This window comes from Halomonas sp. DP4Y7-1, from assembly GCF_019800705.1.
Taxonomy (GTDB): domain Bacteria; phylum Pseudomonadota; class Gammaproteobacteria; order Pseudomonadales; family Halomonadaceae; genus Halomonas; species Halomonas litopenaei_A.
The window spans coordinates 251,741-271,700 of the sequence record NZ_JAHVKS010000004.1; the positions used below are offsets into that span (position 1 = coordinate 251,741).

The 19,960-nt window shown below is 63.7% G+C and carries 13 protein-coding genes; 5 read left to right on the forward strand and 8 right to left on the reverse strand.

Features of this window, described 5'->3' with window-relative positions; all coding sequences use genetic code 11:
- The first annotated feature begins 1 nt into the window (after nt 1).
- The 4 genes from rlmD to ppc all read left to right on the forward strand — a co-directional run bounded on the left by rlmD (nt 2) and on the right by ppc (nt 7,354).
- Nucleotides 2-1,471 (forward strand): 23S rRNA (uracil(1939)-C(5))-methyltransferase RlmD, encoded by a 1,470-nt coding sequence (rlmD, locus tag KUV72_RS10130; RefSeq protein WP_222163055.1) that lies wholly within the window; start codon nt 2-4, stop codon nt 1,469-1,471.
- Nucleotides 1,464-3,722 (forward strand): GTP diphosphokinase, encoded by a 2,259-nt coding sequence (relA, locus tag KUV72_RS10135; protein ID WP_222163056.1) that lies wholly within the window; start codon nt 1,464-1,466, stop codon nt 3,720-3,722. The genes rlmD and relA overlap by 8 nt, the downstream gene beginning before the upstream one ends.
- Nucleotides 3,719-4,627: a nucleoside triphosphate pyrophosphohydrolase gene (gene mazG, locus KUV72_RS10140; RefSeq protein ID WP_222238198.1), complete on the forward strand. Its 909-nt coding sequence runs from the start codon at nt 3,719-3,721 to the stop codon at nt 4,625-4,627. Before relA ends, mazG begins: the two co-directional genes overlap by 4 nt.
- Nucleotides 4,628-4,705: 78 nt before the next feature.
- The gene (gene ppc, locus KUV72_RS10145) at nt 4,706-7,354 is read left to right on the forward strand and encodes a phosphoenolpyruvate carboxylase (RefSeq protein ID WP_206937664.1); all 2,649 of its coding nucleotides are present in this window, start codon (nt 4,706-4,708) and stop codon (nt 7,352-7,354) included.
- Nucleotides 7,355-7,474: 120 nt separating this feature from the next.
- Here the strand turns inward: ppc and KUV72_RS10150 are convergent, their stop codons facing one another.
- From KUV72_RS10150 to KUV72_RS10185, 8 genes are all read right to left on the reverse strand, one after another.
- A complete protein-coding gene (locus KUV72_RS10150; protein WP_222238200.1) occupies nt 7,475-8,896 on the reverse strand; it encodes a sigma-54 interaction domain-containing protein in 1,422 nt (473 codons plus the stop codon).
- Between the two features lie 94 nt (nt 8,897-8,990).
- Nucleotides 8,991-10,583 carry a sodium:solute symporter family protein gene (locus KUV72_RS10155; protein WP_206937694.1) on the reverse strand — a complete coding sequence of 531 codons (1,593 nt, stop codon included), beginning with the start codon at nt 10,581-10,583 and terminating at the stop codon, nt 8,991-8,993.
- 211 nt (nt 10,584-10,794) lie between these two features.
- Nucleotides 10,795-11,013 carry a hypothetical protein gene (locus tag KUV72_RS10160; protein ID WP_206937697.1) on the reverse strand — a complete coding sequence of 73 codons (219 nt, stop codon included), beginning with the start codon at nt 11,011-11,013 and terminating at the stop codon, nt 10,795-10,797.
- Nucleotides 11,014-11,082: 69 nt separating this feature from the next.
- Nucleotides 11,083-12,357, reverse strand: a complete 1,275-nt coding sequence (locus KUV72_RS10165; RefSeq protein ID WP_222238202.1) for a peptidase — start codon at nt 12,355-12,357, stop codon at nt 11,083-11,085.
- A gap of 265 nt (nt 12,358-12,622) precedes the next feature.
- On the reverse strand, nt 12,623-13,879 hold the full coding sequence (locus tag KUV72_RS10170; protein ID WP_222238204.1) for a M20 family metallo-hydrolase: 1,257 nt from the start codon (nt 13,877-13,879) through the stop codon (nt 12,623-12,625).
- A 318-nt stretch (nt 13,880-14,197) separates the two neighbouring features.
- Nucleotides 14,198-14,887 carry a hypothetical protein gene (locus KUV72_RS10175; protein ID WP_222163062.1) on the reverse strand — a complete coding sequence of 230 codons (690 nt, stop codon included), beginning with the start codon at nt 14,885-14,887 and terminating at the stop codon, nt 14,198-14,200.
- A gap of 680 nt (nt 14,888-15,567) precedes the next feature.
- The gene (locus KUV72_RS10180; RefSeq protein ID WP_222238206.1) at nt 15,568-16,500 is read right to left on the reverse strand and encodes a ketopantoate reductase family protein; all 933 of its coding nucleotides are present in this window, start codon (nt 16,498-16,500) and stop codon (nt 15,568-15,570) included.
- Nucleotides 16,500-18,503, reverse strand: coding sequence for a DNA topoisomerase III (locus KUV72_RS10185; RefSeq protein ID WP_222238208.1), 2,004 nt, complete (start codon nt 18,501-18,503; stop codon nt 16,500-16,502). Before KUV72_RS10185 ends, KUV72_RS10180 begins: the two co-directional genes overlap by 1 nt.
- Before the next feature lie 184 nt (nt 18,504-18,687).
- Between KUV72_RS10185 and KUV72_RS10190 the strand changes: the two genes are divergently transcribed.
- Nucleotides 18,688-19,953, forward strand: coding sequence for an ABC1 kinase family protein (locus KUV72_RS10190; protein WP_222238210.1), 1,266 nt, complete (start codon nt 18,688-18,690; stop codon nt 19,951-19,953).
- The last annotated feature ends 7 nt before the right edge of the window (nt 19,954-19,960 follow it).

Genomic DNA, 19,960 nt, shown 5'->3' on the forward strand with positions numbered 1-19,960 from the left:
CGTGGGATTGGGAAAACGCCGTCCGCCGCGTCGTGCCTCTGGTGGCTCTGGACTTTCCGGCCAGCAGGCCAGGGAGCGTCAAGCGGCTCCGTCGCAAGCTGCCAAGGGAATGGCACACCAGGAGCTGGCCCAAGAGGGCCTGGTCGACGTTCACGGCCTGGCCCATGATGGCAGAGGAATTGCCCGAGGCGCGGACGGCAAGACGGTCTTCATCGACGCTGCCCTGCCTGGCGAGCGCGTCGAGGTGGCGGTTCACCTGACGCGCAAGCGTTTTGATGAGGCGCATGTACGCCAGCTGATCGACCCCTCGCCGGACCGGGTTACGCCACCGTGCCCCTACAATGACCGCTGTGGCGGCTGTGATCTGCAGCACCTGTCCCGCAGCGGTCAGCGCCGGCACAAGGCCGCGGTGTTGTCCGATCTGCTGGCTCGCCAGGGGATCCAGGCAGAGATCGACAGTATCGAGGTGCTGGCGACCGATACGGAGGGGTATCGGCGTCGCGCGCGTCTTGGCGTCAGGGTCGATGCCGAAGGCGTCGTCCACATGGGCTTTCGTGCCAGGCGCAGTCACCGCCTGGTGTCGGTGACCTCGTGCACCGTGTTGGTGCCAGAGCTGGCGGCACTGCTGCCAGCGTTGCACCAGCAGCTGTCGGCCCTGGCATCACCGCGGCTGGTGGGACACGTGGAACTTCTCGCCAGTGACGATCAGGTGACCTTGGTGGTCCGCCAGCTGCGCGAGCATGCGCAAGATCTCGACCTCTGGCAGCAATGGGCAGAGCACCACGGGGTGGCCCTGGCGCTGCTGTCCGGCCGGCAGTCGCCGGCCTTTGCCTGGGTGATCGAGCCCCGCGCCGCGCTCACCGTGCAGGTGCCATCCGCCCATGGCAGCATGGCGCTGGGGATTGCGCCCGGCGATTTTCTGCAGGCCAATGACGAGGTCAATCGACTGATGGTGGCGACCGCCCTGGCGTGGCTTGGCGCGCCTGGGACGCCAGACGAGCCCCTGTTGGACCTGTTCGCGGGCATCGGCAATTTCAGCCTTCCCCTGGCGGCGGCCGGGTATCAGGTCGCGGCCTGGGAGGGCGCTGCGCAGATGGTCGAGCGCTTGCGCGACAATGCCCAGCGCGTTGGCGTTGATGTGGCGGCCGACCAGGCCAATCTGCATGACCAGACCCAGGTGGAGAGGCTGTTGCAAGACCCGTCCATCGGCGTGGTGGTGCTTGACCCGCCCCGTGATGGCGCCGAGGCATTATGTCGGGCACTGGCCAAAAGTACGGTGCCCAGGGTCTTGTATATTGCTTGCGATCCCTCCACCCTTTCTCGCGATACGGCACATTTGTTGCAGGGAGGCTATCGTCTGCGACGAGTGGCCATGGCAGACATGTTCGTGCACACCTCGCACCTGGAGTCGATGGTGTTGCTCGAGCGTCCAACGTCGTCGCCACGCCAAGGAGTCAGGAGAGATGGTTAAAGTGCGGGAAGACCAGCCGCTGAATGCGGAGGGTCGGGTCGATATCGACCAGTGGGTGGCGCGGCTGCAGGAGGATGTCAAACTCGCTGACGCCAGTGAGCTTGCTGAGGCCTGCCGCTTGGCGGAGTCGCTGGAGCAGACGTCGGAGCGCCCCCACAAGTCCTGGCTGAAGGATGGCTCAAGCTTCCGCATGGGGCTCGAGATGGCGGACATTCTGGGTGAGCTGCGGCTGGACCAGACCGCCATCGAGGCGGCGGTGCTCTATCGTGCTGTGCGTGAGAAGCTGATCCAGCCCGAGCAGGTGGCCAAGCGCTTCGGTGATGAGGTTGCCCGCTTGATTCAAGGCGTGCTGCAGATGGCTGCCATCAGCAACACCCAGACCAGCACACCGGGGCTGCAGCAGCAGGATCAGCAGGATAATCTGCGCAAGATGCTGGTCAACATGATCGATGACGTTCGCGTGGCATTGATCAAGATTGCCGAGCGTACCTGCGCCCTTCGTCAGGTTCGGGACGCGCCGCGGGAGAAGCAGGTCCGGGTCGCTCGAGAAGTCTTCGATATCTATGCACCGCTGGCGCATCGTCTGGGCATCGGTCACCTCAAGTGGGAGCTCGAGGACCTGTCGTTCCGCTACCTGCATGAGGACGACTACAAGACCGTGGCGCGGCAGCTGGCCGAGAAGCGCCTGGACCGTGATCGGTATATTCAGGAAGTGGTGGACACCCTCAAGACGTTGATGTCGGCGCAGGGTATCCATGATTTCCAGGTGGATGGGCGGGCAAAACATATCTTTTCGATCTGGCGCAAGATGAAGCGCAAGCGGATCGACTTCTCCCAGGTCCATGACGTTCGCGCGGTCCGCATTCTGGTGCCGAGCGTCCAGGACTGCTACACCATGCTCGGTATTGTCCATTCCCGCTGGCACACGGTGCCGGACGAGTTCGACGACTACATCGCCAATCCCAAGAAGAACGGCTACCAGTCGCTTCATACGGCGGTCATCGGTCCGGAAAACAAGGTGCTCGAGATCCAGATTCGCACCTTCGCCATGCACGAAGAAGCGGAGCTGGGCGTGTGTGCCCACTGGCGCTACAAGGGCCACGACACCAACGCCCGCAGCGACAGCTACGAAGAGAAGATCGCCTGGCTGCGCCAGGTGCTGGAATGGCACGAGGAGGTCGGCGAGTTCGGCGATCTGCGAGAGGGCCTGACCAGCGATGTAGCTCCGGATCGCATCTATGTGTTCACCCCGGATGGTCATGTCATCGACTTGCCACGGGTCGCCACCCCCATCGACTTTGCCTACCGGGTGCATACCGAGGTCGGGCATCGCTGTCGCGGTGCCAAGGTCAACGGACGCATTGTGCCGCTGACGTACAAGCTCAAGACTGGCCAGCAGGTGGAGATCCTTACCGCCAACAAGAGCGCGCCAAGCCGTGACTGGCTCAATCCGAATCTGGGTTTCGTGCGCACTTCCAGGGCCAGGGCCAAGATTCAGTCCTGGTTCAAGCACCAGGCCAGAGACCAGAACGTCGAGGAAGGCAAGGCACTGTTCGAGCGTGAGATGAAACGTCTCGATGTGCACGACATGGATCTGGACACCCTGGCGAAGAAGGTCAACTACGCCAACGCAGATGACATGTATGCTGCGCTTGGCGCCGGGGATCTGCGCATCGGTCAGGTGCTGCATCAGGCCCAGCAGCTGTTCGGCGACAGCGACGAGCAGGAACACCTGGACCGACTGCTGGCCAAGCAGCGTCAGCGTCCCGCCAAGACCCCGGATGGCGACATCACGGTGCTGGGGGTGGGCAATCTCAAGACCAACATGGCCAATTGCTGCCATCCGATGCCCGGGGAGCCGATTGTCGGCTTCATTACCCAGGGGCGTGGGGTGTCGATTCATCGTCAGGACTGTCCCAATATCTTGCAACTGAGGGTCGACGAGCCCCAGCGGGTCATTGAAGTCGAGTGGGGGTCGCGGGCGAGCAACCAGTATCCGGTCGACATCGAGATCCTTGCCTGGGACCGGTCCGGCCTGCTGCGGGATGTCACTGCCGTGCTGGGCCAGGACAAGGTCAACGTGCTGTCGGTGAATACGCGCACCGATACCGACGATGGCATCGCCAGGCTGTCGATCACCGCCGAGGTGGATGGTCTGGAGACGCTGGAGCGACTGTTCTCGCGGATCCAGCAGTTGCCCAACATCATCGAGGTAAAGCGCAAGCGCGCCCAGGGGAGGTCGCGAGGATGAGTCGACGCTACGACATCGACGATCTGCTCACGCTGATGCGCGTGCTGCGGGACCCTCAACAGGGCTGCCCGTGGGACGTCAAGCAGCACTGGGACTCCATCGTGCCCCACACCCTGGAGGAAGCCTACGAGGTGGCTGACGCCATCGAGCGCCGGGCGTTTGACGAGCTTCCTGGTGAGTTGGGGGATCTGCTGTTTCAAGTGGTCTACTACAGTCAGTTCGGCCGCGAGGAAGGGCGTTTCGATTTCCATGATGTGGTGCATGTGCTGACCGACAAGATGCTCAAGCGCCACCCACATGTGTTTGTGGACGGCACCCTGGAGTCTCGCCGGCAGGGTGAGTCCGCGGCCGAGGTCGAGACGCGTCAGGTGAAGTCGCGCTGGGAGTCGCTGAAGGCGGCCGAGCGGGAGAGCCGTGCCGAGGGCGAGGCCCGTCATGTATCGGCGCTGGATGATGTGCCGCGCACACTGCCTGCCCTCAGCCGCGCGTCCAAGCTGTCCAAGCGGGCGGCGCGGGCCGGCTTCGACTGGCCCGATGCGGCTGGAGTGATGGACAAGCTGGAGGAAGAACTGGCCGAGGTGCGCGAGGCCCTGGACGCCGGCGATCACGACCACGCGGCCAGTGAGGTGGGTGATCTGCTGTTTGCCACGGTCAACCTGGCACGCCGGCTTGGCGTCGACCCGGAGGCCTGCCTCAGGGGCACCAATGGACGCTTCGAACGGCGCTTTCGTTATATGGAAAGGGCACTGGTGGAGCAGGGCACGGCGCTGGAGCGGGCCTCCCTCGAGCAGATGGAAGAGCGCTGGCAGGAGGCGAAGCGGCTGGAGCGCGAGCAGCCAGAACGCAAGCAGCCAGAACGCGAGCAGGCCTCGCCGCCACACCAGGGCTTGGCTGGCGCCGACTGATCCACGGGCACCTTACCACCACAACGTAGTGGGGCCGGCGTCAGGGGTCCCGCTGGACACAATAGACAAGGAGACCCCATGAGCCACGACCTGCACGAATCCCTGCGTGACAACGTCCGCATTCTCGGTGACAGCCTGGGACGCACGATTGCCGATGACCTCGGCCCGGGGTTTGTCTCGCGCATTGAAACGATTCGCGGACTGGCCAAGCGGGGACGCCAGGGAGAGGAGGCCGGCCAGCAGGAACTCATCGAGTATCTGCGTCGCCTGCCGGAGAAGGACCTGTTGCCGGTCACCCGCGCCTTCAATCAGTTCCTCAATCTGGCCAACATCGCCGAGCAGCACTACCGCGCGCGCTTTCGTCGGGTCGAGGACTACAAGCCAGGGATGCAGCCGGTACTGGGCGAACTGCTCGAGCGGGCGCGCCAGGAGGGTCATACCCCGCGCAAGCTGGTCGAGACGCTGGCCAACATGCGCGTCGAGCTGGTGCTGACGGCGCATCCGACGGAGGTCATCCGGCGCACGCTGATCCAGAAGTACGACGCGATCGATGACTGCCTGACCGCGATCGAATCTTCTGGTGAATACCCCGAGCGCGCGGCACGGGCCAAGGGGCGGCTCGAAGAGTTGATCAGCCAGGCCTGGCACACCGACGAGATTCGCCATGATCGGCCGACCCCGGTGGACGAGGCCAAATGGGGCTTCGCAGTGATCGAGAATTCCCTGTGGCAGGCGGTGCCGGATTTCCATCGAGACCTCGACAACCTGTTGCTGGAGAGCGCCGGTGAGCGCCTGCCGCTGGACGCTGCGCCGCTGCGCTTCGCTTCGTGGATGGGCGGCGATCGCGACGGCAACCCCAATGTCACCGCCCGGGTTACCCGGGAAGTGCTGCTGCTGGGGCGCTGGATGGCGGCGGATCTCTATCTGCGTGATCTCGAACAGCTCAAGATCGAGCTGTCCATGTGGAGCACCAACAGTGCCCTGCGTGCCGAGGTCGGCAATGTCGCTGAGCCCTATCGGGAGCTGCTCAAGCGCCTGGTGACGAAGGTCGAGGCGACCCGCGACTGGGCCAAGGCAGAGCTGGACGGCAAGAGCTACGACGGTGGGCCGATCATCGAGACCCGTGATCAGCTGTATGCGCCGCTGCTGGCCTGCTATCGCTCGCTGTGTGACGTCGGCCTGGACACCATCGCCAACGGCGTGCTGCTGGATACCCTGCGCCGGGTGGCGGTATTTGGCGTCACCCTGACCAAGCTGGATCTGCGCCAGGAAGCCGGACGTCACGCTCAGGTGATGGAAGAGCTGACTCACGACCTGGGGCTTGGCAACTATCGCGACTGGAGCGAGGAGCAGCGCCAGGCCTTCCTGCTGGCGGAGCTTGAATCCGCGCGGCCGCTGATTCCGCGTCGCTGGGAATGTTCGGCGGAGACCCGCGAGACCCTGGACACCTTCCAGGTGGTGGCCGCCGAGCACGGCGAGGCACTGGGCACCTATATCATCTCCATGGCAGGCCAGCCCTCGGACGTGTTGACGGTGGCACTGCTGATGAAAGAAGTCGGCGGTCGCGTGGGCATGCCCATCGCGCCGCTGTTCGAGACCCTCGATGACCTGAACCGTGCAGGCGATGTGATCGACCGGCTGCTGGCGTTGCCTGGCTATCGCCAGTTTGCAGGTGACAGTCAGGAGGTGATGATCGGTTATTCCGACTCGGCCAAGGATGCCGGGCAACTGGCAGCGGCCTGGGCGCAGTATCGCGCCCAGGAAGCGCTGGTCGACGTGTGTCAGCGGCACGCGGTCGATCTCACCCTGTTCCACGGTCGCGGTGGTACCGTGGGTCGCGGCGGTGGTCCTTCCCACGCGGCGATCCTGTCGCAGCCGCCGGGGTCGGTCAACGGCAGCCTCAGGGTGACCGAGCAGGGCGAGATGATTCGCTTCAAGTTTGGCCAGCCGGATATCGCCCTGCGTTCCATGGAAATCTATGCCTGCGCGGTGCTCGAGGCCTCGCTGCTGCCGCCGCCCAAGCCCAAGCCCGCCTGGCGTGACGAGATGGACCGGCTGGCCGAGATCGCCCACGCTGCCTATGTCGGCGTGGTGCGCAAGGATCCGGACTTCGTGCCGTACTTCCGCGCGGTCACCCCGGAAGGTGCGCTGGGTCGCCTGCCCCTGGGCTCGCGTCCGACCAAGCGGCGCCAGGATGGTGGCGTCGAGACCCTGCGCGCCATTCCCTGGATCTTCGCCTGGACCCAGATTCGCCTGATGCTGCCCGCCTGGCTGGGCACCGGCGAGGCCTTCGCCACGCGCCTGGCAGAACCAGGTGGCCTGGATGTCCTGCAAGAGATGCGTGAGCAGTGGCCCTTCTTCGGTACCTACCTGGATATGCTGGAGATGCTGCTGGCCAAGGCCGACGTGGAACTGGCGGCCTACTACGAGCATCGACTGGTCGACGAACCCAGTCTCGAGGCGCTGGGTCAGCGGCTGCGGGAGCGTTTCCGCAAGCTCCATGAAGAGCTGCTGAAGATCCTCGACCAGCAGGAATTGCTGGAGAAGACGCCGTTGATTCGTCAGGCCATCGAAGTGCGCAATCCGTACATCGATCCGCTGCACGGCTTGCAGGCCGAACTGCTGCAGCGTAACCGTGACGCGGACGGTGCCATCAGCGCGGATCTGTCCCGTGCCCTGATGGTCACCATGGCAGGTATCGCCGCCGGGCTGCGTAACACCGGCTGACGACGACCATGTAGCGCGCTGTTAGCGATGCCCACACTATCTGCCCGGCCATATGGCCGGGCAGATAGTGTGAGGTGCAAGGTATGCCAGCCCACAGGGATATGCGCTCAACTGAGGCCTTCACCCCTTCCTGAGGCGGCGCATCAACCAGGATTGGCTGACTCCCAGCGCCTCGGCGGCCTTGCGCGTGCTGCCATGCTGTTCGAGGGCCTGATCGATGGCCGCCCGCTCCAATGCCGTCAGGCGCTCAGGTAGTGGCCGTGGGTCACTGTCTTCAAGCGTTGCCAGCAGCGCGCCGTGGGACGTCGTGGCATCAGCGGCGGTACTCGGCTCCAGTTCGGGTAGGTCCAGGGCCAGATCGGCCACGCCGATGGTGCTACCTTCGCAAAAGACGCTCATGCGCTCCAGCAGGTTCTCCAGTTCGCGCACGTTACCCGGCCAGTGATAGCGGCTCAGCGCTCTCAAGGCGGCGCGTTCAAGGCTCAGGTGACGCTTGTGGCGTTGTGCAATGTCCTTCAGCAGCTGCGTGGCAAGGCGGGGGATGTCCTCGGGGCGCTCGCGCAGTGGCGGCACCTCGATGGGCACGATATTGAGGCGATAGAACAGGTCAGGGCGAAAGCTCCCGTCCTGGACCCGGGTCGCCAGGTCGGCGTTGGTGGCAGCCACGATACGCACGTTGGCCTTCTGCACCTTGCCCCCCAACGGATGGTACTGACGTTCCTGCAGCAGTTGCAGCAGCTTGGGTTGCAGCGGCAGCGGCAGCTCACCGATCTCGTCGAGAAACAGCGTGCCGCCTTCTGCCAGGGCGACATAGCCGACGCGGCCATCACGATGGGCGCCGGTAAAGGCGCCACTGCGGTGGCCGAACAGTTCGGCCTCCAGCAGCGCTTCGGGGATGGCGGCGCAGTTGACGTGAATCAGCGGTTTGTCGGAGCGCGGGCTGTACTGGTGCAGGCGATTGACCAGCCAGCTCTTGCCGACCCCGGTTTCCCCCGTGACCAGCACGGTGGTATCGCTGGCGGCGGCTCGGTCCAGGCGTTCGAGGCACTGGCGATAGCGCGGACTGCGGCTGGGTGAGGCCGGACTGGTCTCGCTGGCGACCTGCTCTTGGCGAATGCGCTTGAGCTGGTGCATGACATGGTCAAGCAATGCCTGGGTGGTGTCCGGGGAGCGGGAGGCCAGCACGTCACGGTCCAGATTGCGTGTCTGTACCAGCACGGCATCGGGCTCGGCGGGAGAGCCTGAGTTCAGGCAGAACAGGCTGCCGTTCACCAGATAGTCCTTGCCGCGATAGCGGTGCACGACACTGACGGGCCTGCGTTCATCGATCACGAAGCGGGTGACCGACGGAGAAAACACGCCTTCCTGCTCCAGGGTATAGACGTCGCTGGCATACAGCCGTGCTTCGGTGGTCTCGAGCTGGGACAGGCTGGCCTGGTTGACCCACAGCACGCGTCCCTCGAGGTCGGTAATGAAGATGCCATCCTCGAGTGCATTGAGGATGGCCAGCAGTTGATCGGGCATGAGGGTGCCGTGGTTCATCGAGGCTCCGGACAGTGACCAGGTGGGTCATGGTGTGCCCGGAGCGAGCGTTAGTAAAGGTGGGAGAGGGGCTCAGCAGCCCCTCAGCCTGCTGTTACAGCCCAAGCTGGCTGAACAGGTAGCCCCACAGCGCGCCGGCGATGACCACGAACAGCACCATGATGAACCACACCTGGCGGTATTCGCGGATAAGTGCCTTGGCGCCGTTCGGGCGGGCCAGGATGTCGCGGATGGTGGTGTCGGACAGCCGCCGGGCGCGGATGTCGTCGAACACCTTCAACTCATAGTCCGAGGGCTGGCTCTTGAGTCCCACGGCAATCAGCGCCAGGGTGCCGAGCAGAATGGCGACCTGCAGATTGTCGATGTGCAGCGGCAGTGCCAGCAGACCATGACGTTCCAGTTCGCCCACCACAATGAAGGTGATCGAGCCCACCAGCATGCAGGCCAGCGCGGCGTTGGCGCTCATCCGGCGCCAGTGGAGCGCAGCCACGATGGTCGGCAGCCAGGCCACGGCGAAGATGGCACCGGCATAGATGGAGATCCAGTAGATGCCGGCGGGGCGCGAGATCGCCACCGCGCAGACGATCAGTGCCACCACCGCCTGGGAGATGCGACCCAGGACGACCCCCTTGCGCTCGCTGACCTGGCGGTCAAACAGCTTTTCGTAGAGGTCTCGCGCCAGGGCAAAGCCTGTCAGCACGAATAGGGTGGACGCCGTGGACATGATGGAGGCCATCAGACCCGCCAGGCCGATGCCCGCCAGGGTCGGATTGGTGTGCTCCATGAAGCCGACAATCATGGCCCGGTCAGTCGGCTCGATACCCGGCTGGATGACTTGCATGGCGGCGGCCGCAAGAAACACCAGCAGCTGCATGGCGGGGGCAAAGAACACCCCAATCACCGCGACCTTGAGGATCACGAAGTCGTTCTTGGCCGGAAACACGCGGGAGACCAGTGCAGGGGTACAGGCGAAGAACAGGATCCACACCAGGAACTGCGAGATGGACCAGCCCAGCGGACGCTCATTGGCGCCACCGATGGTCCAGAAGCCAGGCAGCGTTTCGCCAAGGCCCTTCATGGCATCAAAGCCCGCATCGCCGATCAGTAGCGGGGCAATGACGAAGGCAATGGCCAGCATGGTGAAGAACATCATGGTGTCGGTGTAGACCACGCCATACATGCCGGACAGCGAGCAGAAAGCCAGCAGGGCCAGGGTGAAGGCGACGATGATCACCGGGAACGGGATGTCGATGATCTCGGCCAGTACCAGGCCCGCACCAATCAGCTGGATGATGCCGTAGCCGAGCAGGCCCACGACCATCAGGATCAACGCCACCACGCTGACCCATTTGTTGTTAAAGCGATAGTCGAAGAAGTCCATCATGGTGCGGCAGTTGAGCGCCTTGAGCTTGCGCCCGATGAAGACCACCGCGATCAGGGTGCCGACCCAGGCACCGAAGGAGCCCAGCGCCGCGATCACCAGGGGACCCTCGCTGTAGGAAATGCCGGCGATGCCCATCAGGGTCACCGCACTCAGGAAGGTCGCAGCCAGGGTGCCGACGATCAGCAGCGTCGAACCCTGCTCGCCCATCACATAGAAGTCGTCCTTGTTCTTGATACGACGGGCGAGCAGTGCCGCCACCGCCACGTAGGCGGTAAGTACGGTAGCGAAGATTGCCAGAGTCATGGCAGGTCTCTCTTGTCACAGGTTGTGGTTGTGTTAGGGAAATGCAGCAGCAAATGCCTGCGCCGCCAATTCGCCGCGCTGCCAATTCGCTGCGCTGCCAATTCGCTGCGCTGCCAATTCGCTGCGCTGCCAATTCGCTGCGCTGTGGGCGCTTGGCGTCTCGTGGCGCTGGACCGATGTCTTCAGCACTTCCCTTGGGTTGGCAAAGGGGTCAGCCCCGGGAAGTCTCGGGCTGTGGTGACGGGCTCCTGGTTTGCTGAGGGCTGGGCTGCCCAGATTGAGGCGCGCTGTCGGGCTGAGCGCCTTGCTTGAGCCGGCGAATGGTCGGGCGATACTCCCTGACCAGAATGACGCCGACAATCGCGACGGAAAGTGCCGTCGTGAGGAAGGCGTTGGCAAACAGAAACAGCACGTGGGGGTGGAAATCCATCGAAAAGCCTCTTGTTGTGGGTCGGGTATAGCGCGCACGCCTAGCCCGTCCTGTCATCGGGTCAGCGGATCAGGTGTCGGCCAGTTCACACCAGTCCATCAAGGTCAGCGCCATGATTTCGGCCACGGCAAAGACATCGTCCAAGCGAATGTGCTCATCGGGATGGTGGGCCAGTCGAGTGATGCCTGGGCCGAACACCAGCGCCGGAATGCCGTACTGGGAAAGCAACCCGCCATCGGTTCCCCAGGGCGAGGCCTGCACCGCCGGCTGGCGGCCGTGGACCCGCTCGAAGGCATCGGCGAGCTGTGTCACCAAAGGGTTGTCCATATCGATGCCCCCTGGCTGCCAGCAGGCACCGTAGAAGGTGACGTCTACCGGGTGGTCGATGAACCAGTCGTCCACCTCTGCCAAGGCTGCCATGGCGTCCCGCAGGGACTGTTCGGCAGCCGCCACGGTCTCACCGGGGCCGACACCGATACGGCCTTCCATGGTGATATCGTCCGGCACGCTGGACGGCCAATCTCCACCGGCGATGCGGCCGAGATTGATCGGCAGAGGAATCGGTACACCGGCGTAGAGAGGGTCATCCAGCTCGGCGTTGCGGCGTGCCTCCAGGGCCTGGATCGCCTGAATCACGGGAACGCTTTTCTCCAGCGCGCTGACGCCCTCATAGCGGGTGCCGCCATGCGCCTTGACCCCGGACACCGTCAGCCTGAACCAGCGCGACCCTTGCTGGCGCGGAAACAACTTCTGCTCGCTGGGCTCGGGGATCAGAGCCGCATCCGCGGTGTAGCCTCGCTCCAGAGCCGCCAGGGTACCAGCGCCGCCAGCCTCTTCCTCGACCACGCTTTGCACAATGACGTCGCCCTTCAGGCGGATGCCCAGTGCCATCAGGGTTTCCACCGCTATCAAGGCAGACAGGTTACCGCCTTTCATGTCGGTGACGCCGCGACCGAACAGGCAGCCGTCGCTGACATGGCCGGAGAAGGGGTGATCCTGCCACTGGTCATGATCACCCTCCGGCACTACGTCGACGTGGCCATTGAGGATTAGCGAGCGGCCACCGCCAGCGCCTTTCCAGGTGCCCACGACATTGGGGCTACCGGCCAGGCTATCTCTCTGGCAATGGAAGTAGGGGTTGTCAGCGAGGGTGTCGATATCGATTTCCCACAGGTCGGTATCCAGCCCCAGCGCTTGGTAGCGCTCAGCAATGCGCTGCTGATAGTGTTGCTCGTGGCCGGGAAGCGTCGCCTCCTGAACCCATTCGCTCAGTAGTGATATGTAGTCATCACGCCGTTCGTTGATGAACGTGCGAATCTGATCATGCATCGAGACACTGCTCATGGGAGCCAGACTCCCTGTTGGTTTGTCGTTGTAGGGACCATCGTTGTAAAGACCATTGTTGTGAAGTCGGTTGCTGTGAAGATTGCTGTGAGGACTGTGGCTGTGAACGAGTGTGACGGGGAGGCCCGCCGCCATGAAGATCATGGAGCGGATCGTCATAGCGGTGGTTGGCGTTGTGAGCGAGGGGACAGCGCATCTCTGCCCACCTCGCTAGAGCTCGTTTGAGTCTATATCAACTCATTTGAGTCGAATTAGACTCGATTGCTCAGCTATCCTCACGCTCGGCCCTGGCGATGACGGCATCGCACAGCAGCTGGGTACCCAGTGCACAGTGATCCGGCTCCGCGTACTCTGCCTCGTTGTGGCTGATGCCGTCGCGGCAGGGCACGAAGATCATGACCGTCGGGGTGACATGGGACAGGTGCACCGCATCGTGGCCTGCGCCACTCATCATGCAGGGAGCATCGAGTTGGCGGGCCTCGACGGCATCGCGCAAGGCGTCGATCAGCACCGGGTCAAAGGGCGTGACCGGGGAATGCCAGCGCCGCTCGAAGCTCAGCGTCACGCCCTCGGCCTCGGCGGACTCGTGGGCGATGCGCTCAAGCGCAGCGTCCAAGGCGTCAAGCTCGCTATCGCTGACATGACGAAGGTCGATCGTCAGCTCCACCTCACCGGGCACCACGTTGCGGGAAGGCTCGATGACCTTGAAGTCCCCCACCGTCAAGCGCGCGGCACCTTCGGAGTCGGCCATGACCTCCTCGCGCATGCGCTGTATCAACCGAGTGGCAGCCAGCAGCGGGTCGTGCCGGTAGCTCATCGGGGTGGGGCCAGCGTGAGCCGACTGTCCCGTCAGACGGATGTCGTACCAGCGAATACCTTGCACGCCGGTGACGATACCCACGGCATGGCCTTGTTCCTCAAGTACCGGTCCTTGCTCGATATGCAGCTCGAAGTAGGCGTCAAGGTCGGGTTCGCCCAAGGCTTGATCGCCGGCCTCGCCGCAGGCCTCGATGGCGTCGGCCAGGGTGATGCCCTGGCTGTCCTTGGCGTTGAAGAAGGTGGCGGCGTCCAGGCGGCCGGACCATACGCCACTACCGCCCATGGCAGGAGCGAAGCGGCTGCCTTCCTCGTTGGTCCATACGATCAGTTGCAGTGGACGCCGGGTGACGATGTCGCGCTCATGCAAGCTGCGCAGTACTTCCAGGCCGCCAAGCACGCCGAGAATGCCGTCGAATCGACCTCCCAGGGGCTGTGTATCCAGGTGGCTGCCCATGGACACTGCCGGCAGGTCGTCCTCGCGGCCACTGCGCCGGATAAACAGGTTGCCTGCCTTGTCCCGGCTCCAGCTACAGCCGATGGCTTCAATCCAATCCAGCAGCAGACGCCGGCCTGCTGCGTCTTCCTCAGTCATGGCAAGTCGCCGGTTGCCGCCGTTGGATGACGGGCCGATCTTGGCCATTTGTATCAGGCTGTCCCACAACCGCTGGGCATCGATATCGACAGGGCGCGACGAAGACGTCATGGCAGCATTTCCTTGTGATGTTGTGTTATGCCACAGCATCTAGCGAATCATGGGCCATTTCGAGAAAAAGATTTATGAAACAATGAGATAAAGTATGTCGCATGGCGCGACTTACGACTGAAAGTGGCTCATGGTTGCCGCGTCAAGCCTCTTTGAGTCGATATCGACTCAGAGATGGGTGGCCTTTTCAGGGCAAGCAGGTCTTCAGCTGCCTCGGGGCGTCCGCGAGTGGGCGAAGTGCCGGAAACGCGCTGGCGAACTGCTGGGAGAGTGCTGACGAGTGCAGCAGAGGACCTTCCGATGGACCCCGGCGTGGGGTCAGAAGGGCAAGTGAAAGGAGGCGGTGATCATGTTCAGGTGCTCCAGCTCGCGGTCATCCACTTCCTCGAACTCGACCTGCCCGATCCAGCTGGATGTCATCCAGCGGGCACCAAATCCCTGCACCCGGGTAGAGCCGCTGGTGGAGTCGAAGGTGTTACGCCCGGTAACTGGATCGCTGATCCATTGTGCCATACCGGTCTTGCCGTAGACCCCGAACTGTCCGATCCGGTAGCCGGCCACCAGGCTGCCACCCAGGCTGGTAACGTCCTGCACGTGTTGACTGTCGCTGGCGGTCATAGGGACATCGTCGCTATGTCGATAACGCAACTCGGCGCCCAGGTCCCAGCCGGACACATCTTCTGGAGCCATACCGGCTGTCAGGCGGAATCCAGAGGTATAGCCGTCAGGTGTATGTACCTTGTCACCCTGTACCAGCACGCCGCTGTCGAGTCTGACGATTTCTTGACCCATGCCAGAAAAGGCCGGTGTCGCCCCCTGGCCCGCGTCGTTGTCAGCCAGGGTGGACGTGGTGGTGTTTTCGTTGGCGCAGACCCCTTGGGCCGCCAGCATCAGCAGGCTGACCAGCAGGAACAGGGTGATCGAGCGTCTCCGCGCGAGCGGTGAGCGTGATGGCGAATCGCTGTGGGCGATGCGCGTGGGTGACATCAAGAAGCGTGGAGCTGTCATGATGGTTGTCCTGGCGGAGCCTCTCCGCTAATGGCGACCCTTCCTGGGGCGGGTCGTGCCTCGTTGTTACAGGCCCCGTGCACGCTGCCGTGCTCGGCGGGGCCGGAATCTCTGTTGCTTGACGACTGTCGCTCTTCACAAGCGCCGCTCTCAACAAGCGTCGCTCTTCACAAGCGCCGCTCTTCACAAGCGCCGCTCTTCACAAGCGCCGCTCTCAACAAGCGTCGTTTTCTACGACGCACCGCCAAGGAGGTAGCGCGTGGCGACTGTGACGAATCTCGAGCCGTCACCGGACAGCTACTATCACCGGACTGCCTCTATCGCCAGACAGCTACTATCACCGGACGGCCTCTATCACCTGACAGTCTCTGTCGCCGGACAGTCTTTATCGCCGGATTTGCGTCATCGGCAGAGCCTTGCTGAGCATGGATAGCCATTCACTATAGACAGTAGCGACCGTAGTATCTACGACTATCGTCGTGGCTGTCCTGTCTGATCTACCTTGCCGTTTGCCTTGCCTTGCCTTGCCTTGCCGCGTATCAGTCGCCGGTGGTCTGGTTGTCGCGTTCTGCCGCATCAAACGTCGCGGGGCCGAGTGCTGTCCTGGCCTGCACCCAGGCTGGCGTTGGAGCTAAAAATAGCAATCGCTGCCCGTGGATGCTACTCCAGGCTTGCCTGATTCAAGCATTCAGGAAGTGCCAATACGCCGTCAGCTGAGGGCAGGGAAGGTTTGCGTCGCTCGCAGCGTCGAGCAGCGGGCCGAGGATGGCATCGTGCTCGGTGGGGCGACCCGCCTCGATGTCCTGAAGCATTGAGGCGCGATTGGCGGCGGTTTGCGCAATGACCTGCCAGACCCTGGCGTGCCAGGCGCTGTGTCCGTGCTGCAGCGGGTACGACCCGTCCAGCGCTGTTGCGGGAGGGGGGATCTCCAGGGCCGCCAGGATCAGGCGGATTTCATCGATGATGGTGTTCACCTCATCGCGATAGGGGGCTTGTGCCAACTCGCCGTTACGGACTCGGTGGCGTGCCACCAGGGGATTGATGGCGGCATTGACGGCCAGCTTGTGCCACAGCCTGACCGAGATGTCTGCGACGGCCCGGGCATCCAGTCCGGCGTGGCGGAGTTGACCGGCCAATGCCTCTGCAAGCTCAGTGCCGCTTGGGTTAGCGGTGCCGTCCAGATGACCGATCACGGTTTGCCCGTGACCGGCATGTACCACCCCGTGGTCGTCCTCGAGATAGGCGCCTTCGGTGGTGGAGGCGCATAGCACCGGCCCGGTCCAGGCCTCGGTGATGGGGCGCTGAACGCGCAGGCCGTTTTGCCACAGGATCACCGGCGTCTGCGGGGCAAGATGTCCGGCGACGGCGGCAAAGGCGTCCTGGGTAGCGTATGACTTGGTGGTCAGCATGACCCGCTCGACGCCTTGGCAGGCCTCGCCGGGATCCGTACTGATGGTGAGTAGCAGTCGCTGGTGCTGGCCGTGGGGGTCCGTCAGTGATTGTTGCCGGGGAAGCGGACGTCGGCCAAGCAGCCGCACGGACTGCCCTGCAGCGCTAAGGCGACATGCCAGCAGGCGGCCAATGGCGCCCGGTCCCACGATCAGCGTGCTCATCAGGTGTTCCCCTTGCGTGGCGAGCGGCGCCCCCGGCCGCTGCTGGACTTGCGGTTGGCGCCGCCGTCGGAGGTGGTGCTGGAGGCGTCTCGTGCGCTGGATCCTTTTTTGGCCCTGGGCTGGCTCCGGCGCCGGCGAGTGCCAGCCCGCTTCGCGGGCGTGGCGGCAGCGACTTCACCCTGAGCGGAGCGCAGGGCGGACTGCAACCGCTGGCTATCGGCGCTGGCCACCAGCGCAGTGAGGTCGACCACCAGCTGAGATACGAAGGGATCGGGCTCCGCTCGGGCTTCAGCGATATCCTCCAGGCGCTGCTCCCACAGCGCCGTCCTTTCAGGCCTGCTGACCGCATCCGGCAAGGAGTGAATCAGGCCGACGCCCAGGCGGGTCGCTCGCAGAGTCTTGGCCTTGCGCACCAGGTAGCCCCGCTCGATCAGTGTCTCGATGATGCCGGCGCGAGTTGCTTCGGTGCCCAGCCCATCGGTGTCTCGCAGGGTGCGCTTGACCTCGGCGTCTTCCACGTAGCGGGCGATGTTCATCATGGCCTTGATCAAGCTGGCGTCGGTGAAGGGTTCTGGCGCACGTGTCTCGCGCTGTTCCACCTCGGCATTGATGGCCTGGCAGGTTTCTCCCTGGTGCAGGGCGGGCAGCGGAGGCGCCTCGTCACGGGTAGTGAACAACGGCTTCCAGCCAGGTACCAGCAGTGTCTGCCCCGACGCCGCAAAGCGCTCATCCAGGAGTCGGCATTCTGCCTTGACCTCCTGGGTCTCGAGGGCCGGGTAGAATTGTGCCAGGACGTTGCGGGCGATCAGCCGATAGACGTCGGCTTCCTGGGCGGACAGCCGCTCTGCGCTGAAGGGTTTGCCGGTCGGGGCCAGAGCATGGTGGGCGCCGACCTTGCTGTCATCGAAGGCGCGCGAGCGCAGCTGCATGTCGGCGTTGGCCAGCCAGCGTCCCAGCGTCGCATCATCTCGACAGGCGCTGGCCAGCTGCCCGGGCAAGCTCTTCAAGTGCTCTCGGGGCAGGTAGCGGCAGTCGGAGCGTGGGTAGGTGATGAGCTGGTGACGTTCGTAGAGGCGCTGGCAGATATCCAGCACCGCCTTGGCCGACAAACCATGACGACGGGCGGCATCGACCTGCAGTGCTGACAGCGAGTATGGCAGCGGGGGAGGCTGGCGCCGGTGACGGGATTCAACCTTGGTCACGACACCCTGGCTGCCTGGCAAGCGCGCGGCCAGGGCCTGGGCCGGGGCCTCATCGAGCAGCCGGCCGCGTTCATCCAGCCGATGCTGTTCGGACGGTACCCACCAGGCCTTGAAGGCCCCTGCGACGACGCGCACCTCTGCCCACAGCACGTGGAACGGATAGGGGACGAACTGGCGAATTTCCTCGTCGCGGCGCACCACCAGCCCGAGCACCGGTGTCTGTACACGGCCTACCGACAGCACACCATCGTGACCCGCCTGTCGCCCTATCAGGGTCCAGGCTCGGGTCAGATTGATGCCATAGAGCCAATCGGCACGCGCCCTGGTCTGGGCAGCGCGATAGAGAGCATGGTAGTGCCGATTGTCGCCGATACGTGACAATGCCCTGACGACCGCCGGGCGGTTGAGGTCATTGATCAGCAGGCGTGCTACGTCGCCTTTCCAGCCCAGGTGCTCGATGACCTCCTGGACCAGCAGCTGACCTTCTCGGTCCGGGTCGCCGGCGTGCACGAGTTGGCTGGCGCGCTTGATTCTGGCGCGGATGACGGCCAGCTGACCTCGTGCCTTGGGCCGCGGTACCAGTTTCCACTGACTCGGCACGATGGGCAGGTGGTCCCTTCGCCATGGCTTGAGCGCTGGGTCATAGGCATCCGGGGGCGCCTGTTCCAGCAGATGCCCGAGACACCAGGTGACCTCGGTGTCACCGACGGACAGGTAGCCGTCATGTTTCTGTGCAGCCCCGGGCAAGGCATCGGCGATGGCGCGCGCCAGGCTAGGTTTTTCCGCAATGATCAATCGCATGGCGCACCACAGAAGGGATGTTTCTGGATATTCTTCCAGTATCTGAAGAGCGATGCCAGGTGTACCATGACGTGATTGATGTACAACTCTTATATCATTTTTTTATGCATCGAGAGTGGGCTGACCAGGCAGTCTTGCCATCTCGAGCGCTGCGACCGCTGCCGTTGGTGGCACGAGGAGCATCATGCGACAGGCTGGAAGAACGCGCCGTATGTTGGGTCTGTCGGTGCGCACGGGGACCACGCTACTGCGATCTCGGGTAGGCGGCAATGCTGACTGGCAGGCGCTTGGCGAGTCGCTGTTCGACGGCTTGTCGGAGCTGAAGGGGCCAGCCATGAAGCTGGCTCAGGTCATGTCCCAATGGGATGACCTGCTGCCCCCTGAACTCGCCGAGGAGCTGGCTCGCCTGCAGCGCAATGCCACTCCGGCGCCGTGGGAGGATATTCGGACGACGCTTGAGCAGGAACTGGGGGAGCTGCAGGCCCTGTTTCGTCATGTCGAGCCCGCCCCCTTCGCCAGTGCATCCATTGGGCAGGTGCATCTCGCCACCACCCTGGAAGGGCAGCAGGTGGTGCTCAAGGTACAGTACCCCGGCCTCGAGCAGGTGCTGGAGCAGGACCTGGCACAGGTCCGCCGTATCCTTCGCCTGGGGCGTTGGTTCAAGGTCTCCCAGAGTCGCCTCGATGCCTTGTTCGATGAATTGGCCGAGAGCCTGCGCCAGGAGCTCGACTACGTCGCTGAGGGCAACATGTTGAGGCGCTATCGTCAGCGCTATGACGCCTGGGGCAATATCCGCATTCCCGCACCTGTCGACTCTCTCTGCACGTCTCGAGTGCTGGCCATGGAGTATGTGCCGGGAACACCGCTGCGCGAGATCGAGCAGGTCGATGACGAACGACGGCAGCACGTGGCCAGCACACTGGCGGACTGGCTGACAGAGGAACTGTTCGTCCATGGCGAGGTGCATGCCGATCCTCACGCCGGTAATTTTGCCGTGGATGATCAGGGTCGCTTGATCCTGTACGACCTGGGGGCGGTGATAGCGGTGCCGCCGGAGCGACTGAGGGGCATGCTGGCGCTGCTGTCGGCGACCCTGGAACGGGACCCTGTGGCCATGGATGAGGCCCTTCGAGGACTCGGCGGGCGGCAGGGCGAAGGCGCGCCCTTGGCGTTGTATCAGGAGTCGGCTGAGGCCATTGCCCCGCTGTTTGCGCCGGGGCTGCAGGATTTTGGCGATGTGCGTGTCCATCGGCGTCTGCGCGAGCTGAGTCCCAGAGTATGGAGCGCGCTGGACCGTCTCCAGCCACCGCCCGGCATGTTGATGTTGGCGCGCACGCTCAACGGACATTACTGGAACCTGGTGCGTCTCGAGGCGCGCCTGGATATGCAGAATCGAACAGCGCAGGTCTTTCAGACCTACGCCGGCCAGGGCGTGGGTCTGCCAAGCTGAGCTCTGC

Coding starts and splice junctions, on each gene's coding strand:
- relA (WP_222163056.1), top strand. CDS start 1,464: ATGGTTAAAGTGCGGGAAGACCAGCCGCTGAATGCGGAGGGTCGGGTC.
- mazG (WP_222238198.1), top strand. CDS start 3,719: ATGAGTCGACGCTACGACATCGACGATCTGCTCACGCTGATGCGCGTG.
- ppc (WP_206937664.1), top strand. CDS start 4,706: ATGAGCCACGACCTGCACGAATCCCTGCGTGACAACGTCCGCATTCTC.
- KUV72_RS10150 (WP_222238200.1), bottom strand. CDS start 8,896: ATGAACCACGGCACCCTCATGCCCGATCAACTGCTGGCCATCCTCAAT.
- KUV72_RS10155 (WP_206937694.1), bottom strand. CDS start 10,583: ATGACTCTGGCAATCTTCGCTACCGTACTTACCGCCTACGTGGCGGTG.
- KUV72_RS10160 (WP_206937697.1), bottom strand. CDS start 11,013: ATGGATTTCCACCCCCACGTGCTGTTTCTGTTTGCCAACGCCTTCCTC.
- KUV72_RS10165 (WP_222238202.1), bottom strand. CDS start 12,357: ATGAGCAGTGTCTCGATGCATGATCAGATTCGCACGTTCATCAACGAA.
- KUV72_RS10170 (WP_222238204.1), bottom strand. CDS start 13,879: ATGACGTCTTCGTCGCGCCCTGTCGATATCGATGCCCAGCGGTTGTGG.
- KUV72_RS10175 (WP_222163062.1), bottom strand. CDS start 14,887: ATGACAGCTCCACGCTTCTTGATGTCACCCACGCGCATCGCCCACAGC.
- KUV72_RS10180 (WP_222238206.1), bottom strand. CDS start 16,500: ATGAGCACGCTGATCGTGGGACCGGGCGCCATTGGCCGCCTGCTGGCA.
- KUV72_RS10185 (WP_222238208.1), bottom strand. CDS start 18,503: ATGCGATTGATCATTGCGGAAAAACCTAGCCTGGCGCGCGCCATCGCC.
- KUV72_RS10190 (WP_222238210.1), top strand. CDS start 18,688: ATGCGACAGGCTGGAAGAACGCGCCGTATGTTGGGTCTGTCGGTGCGC.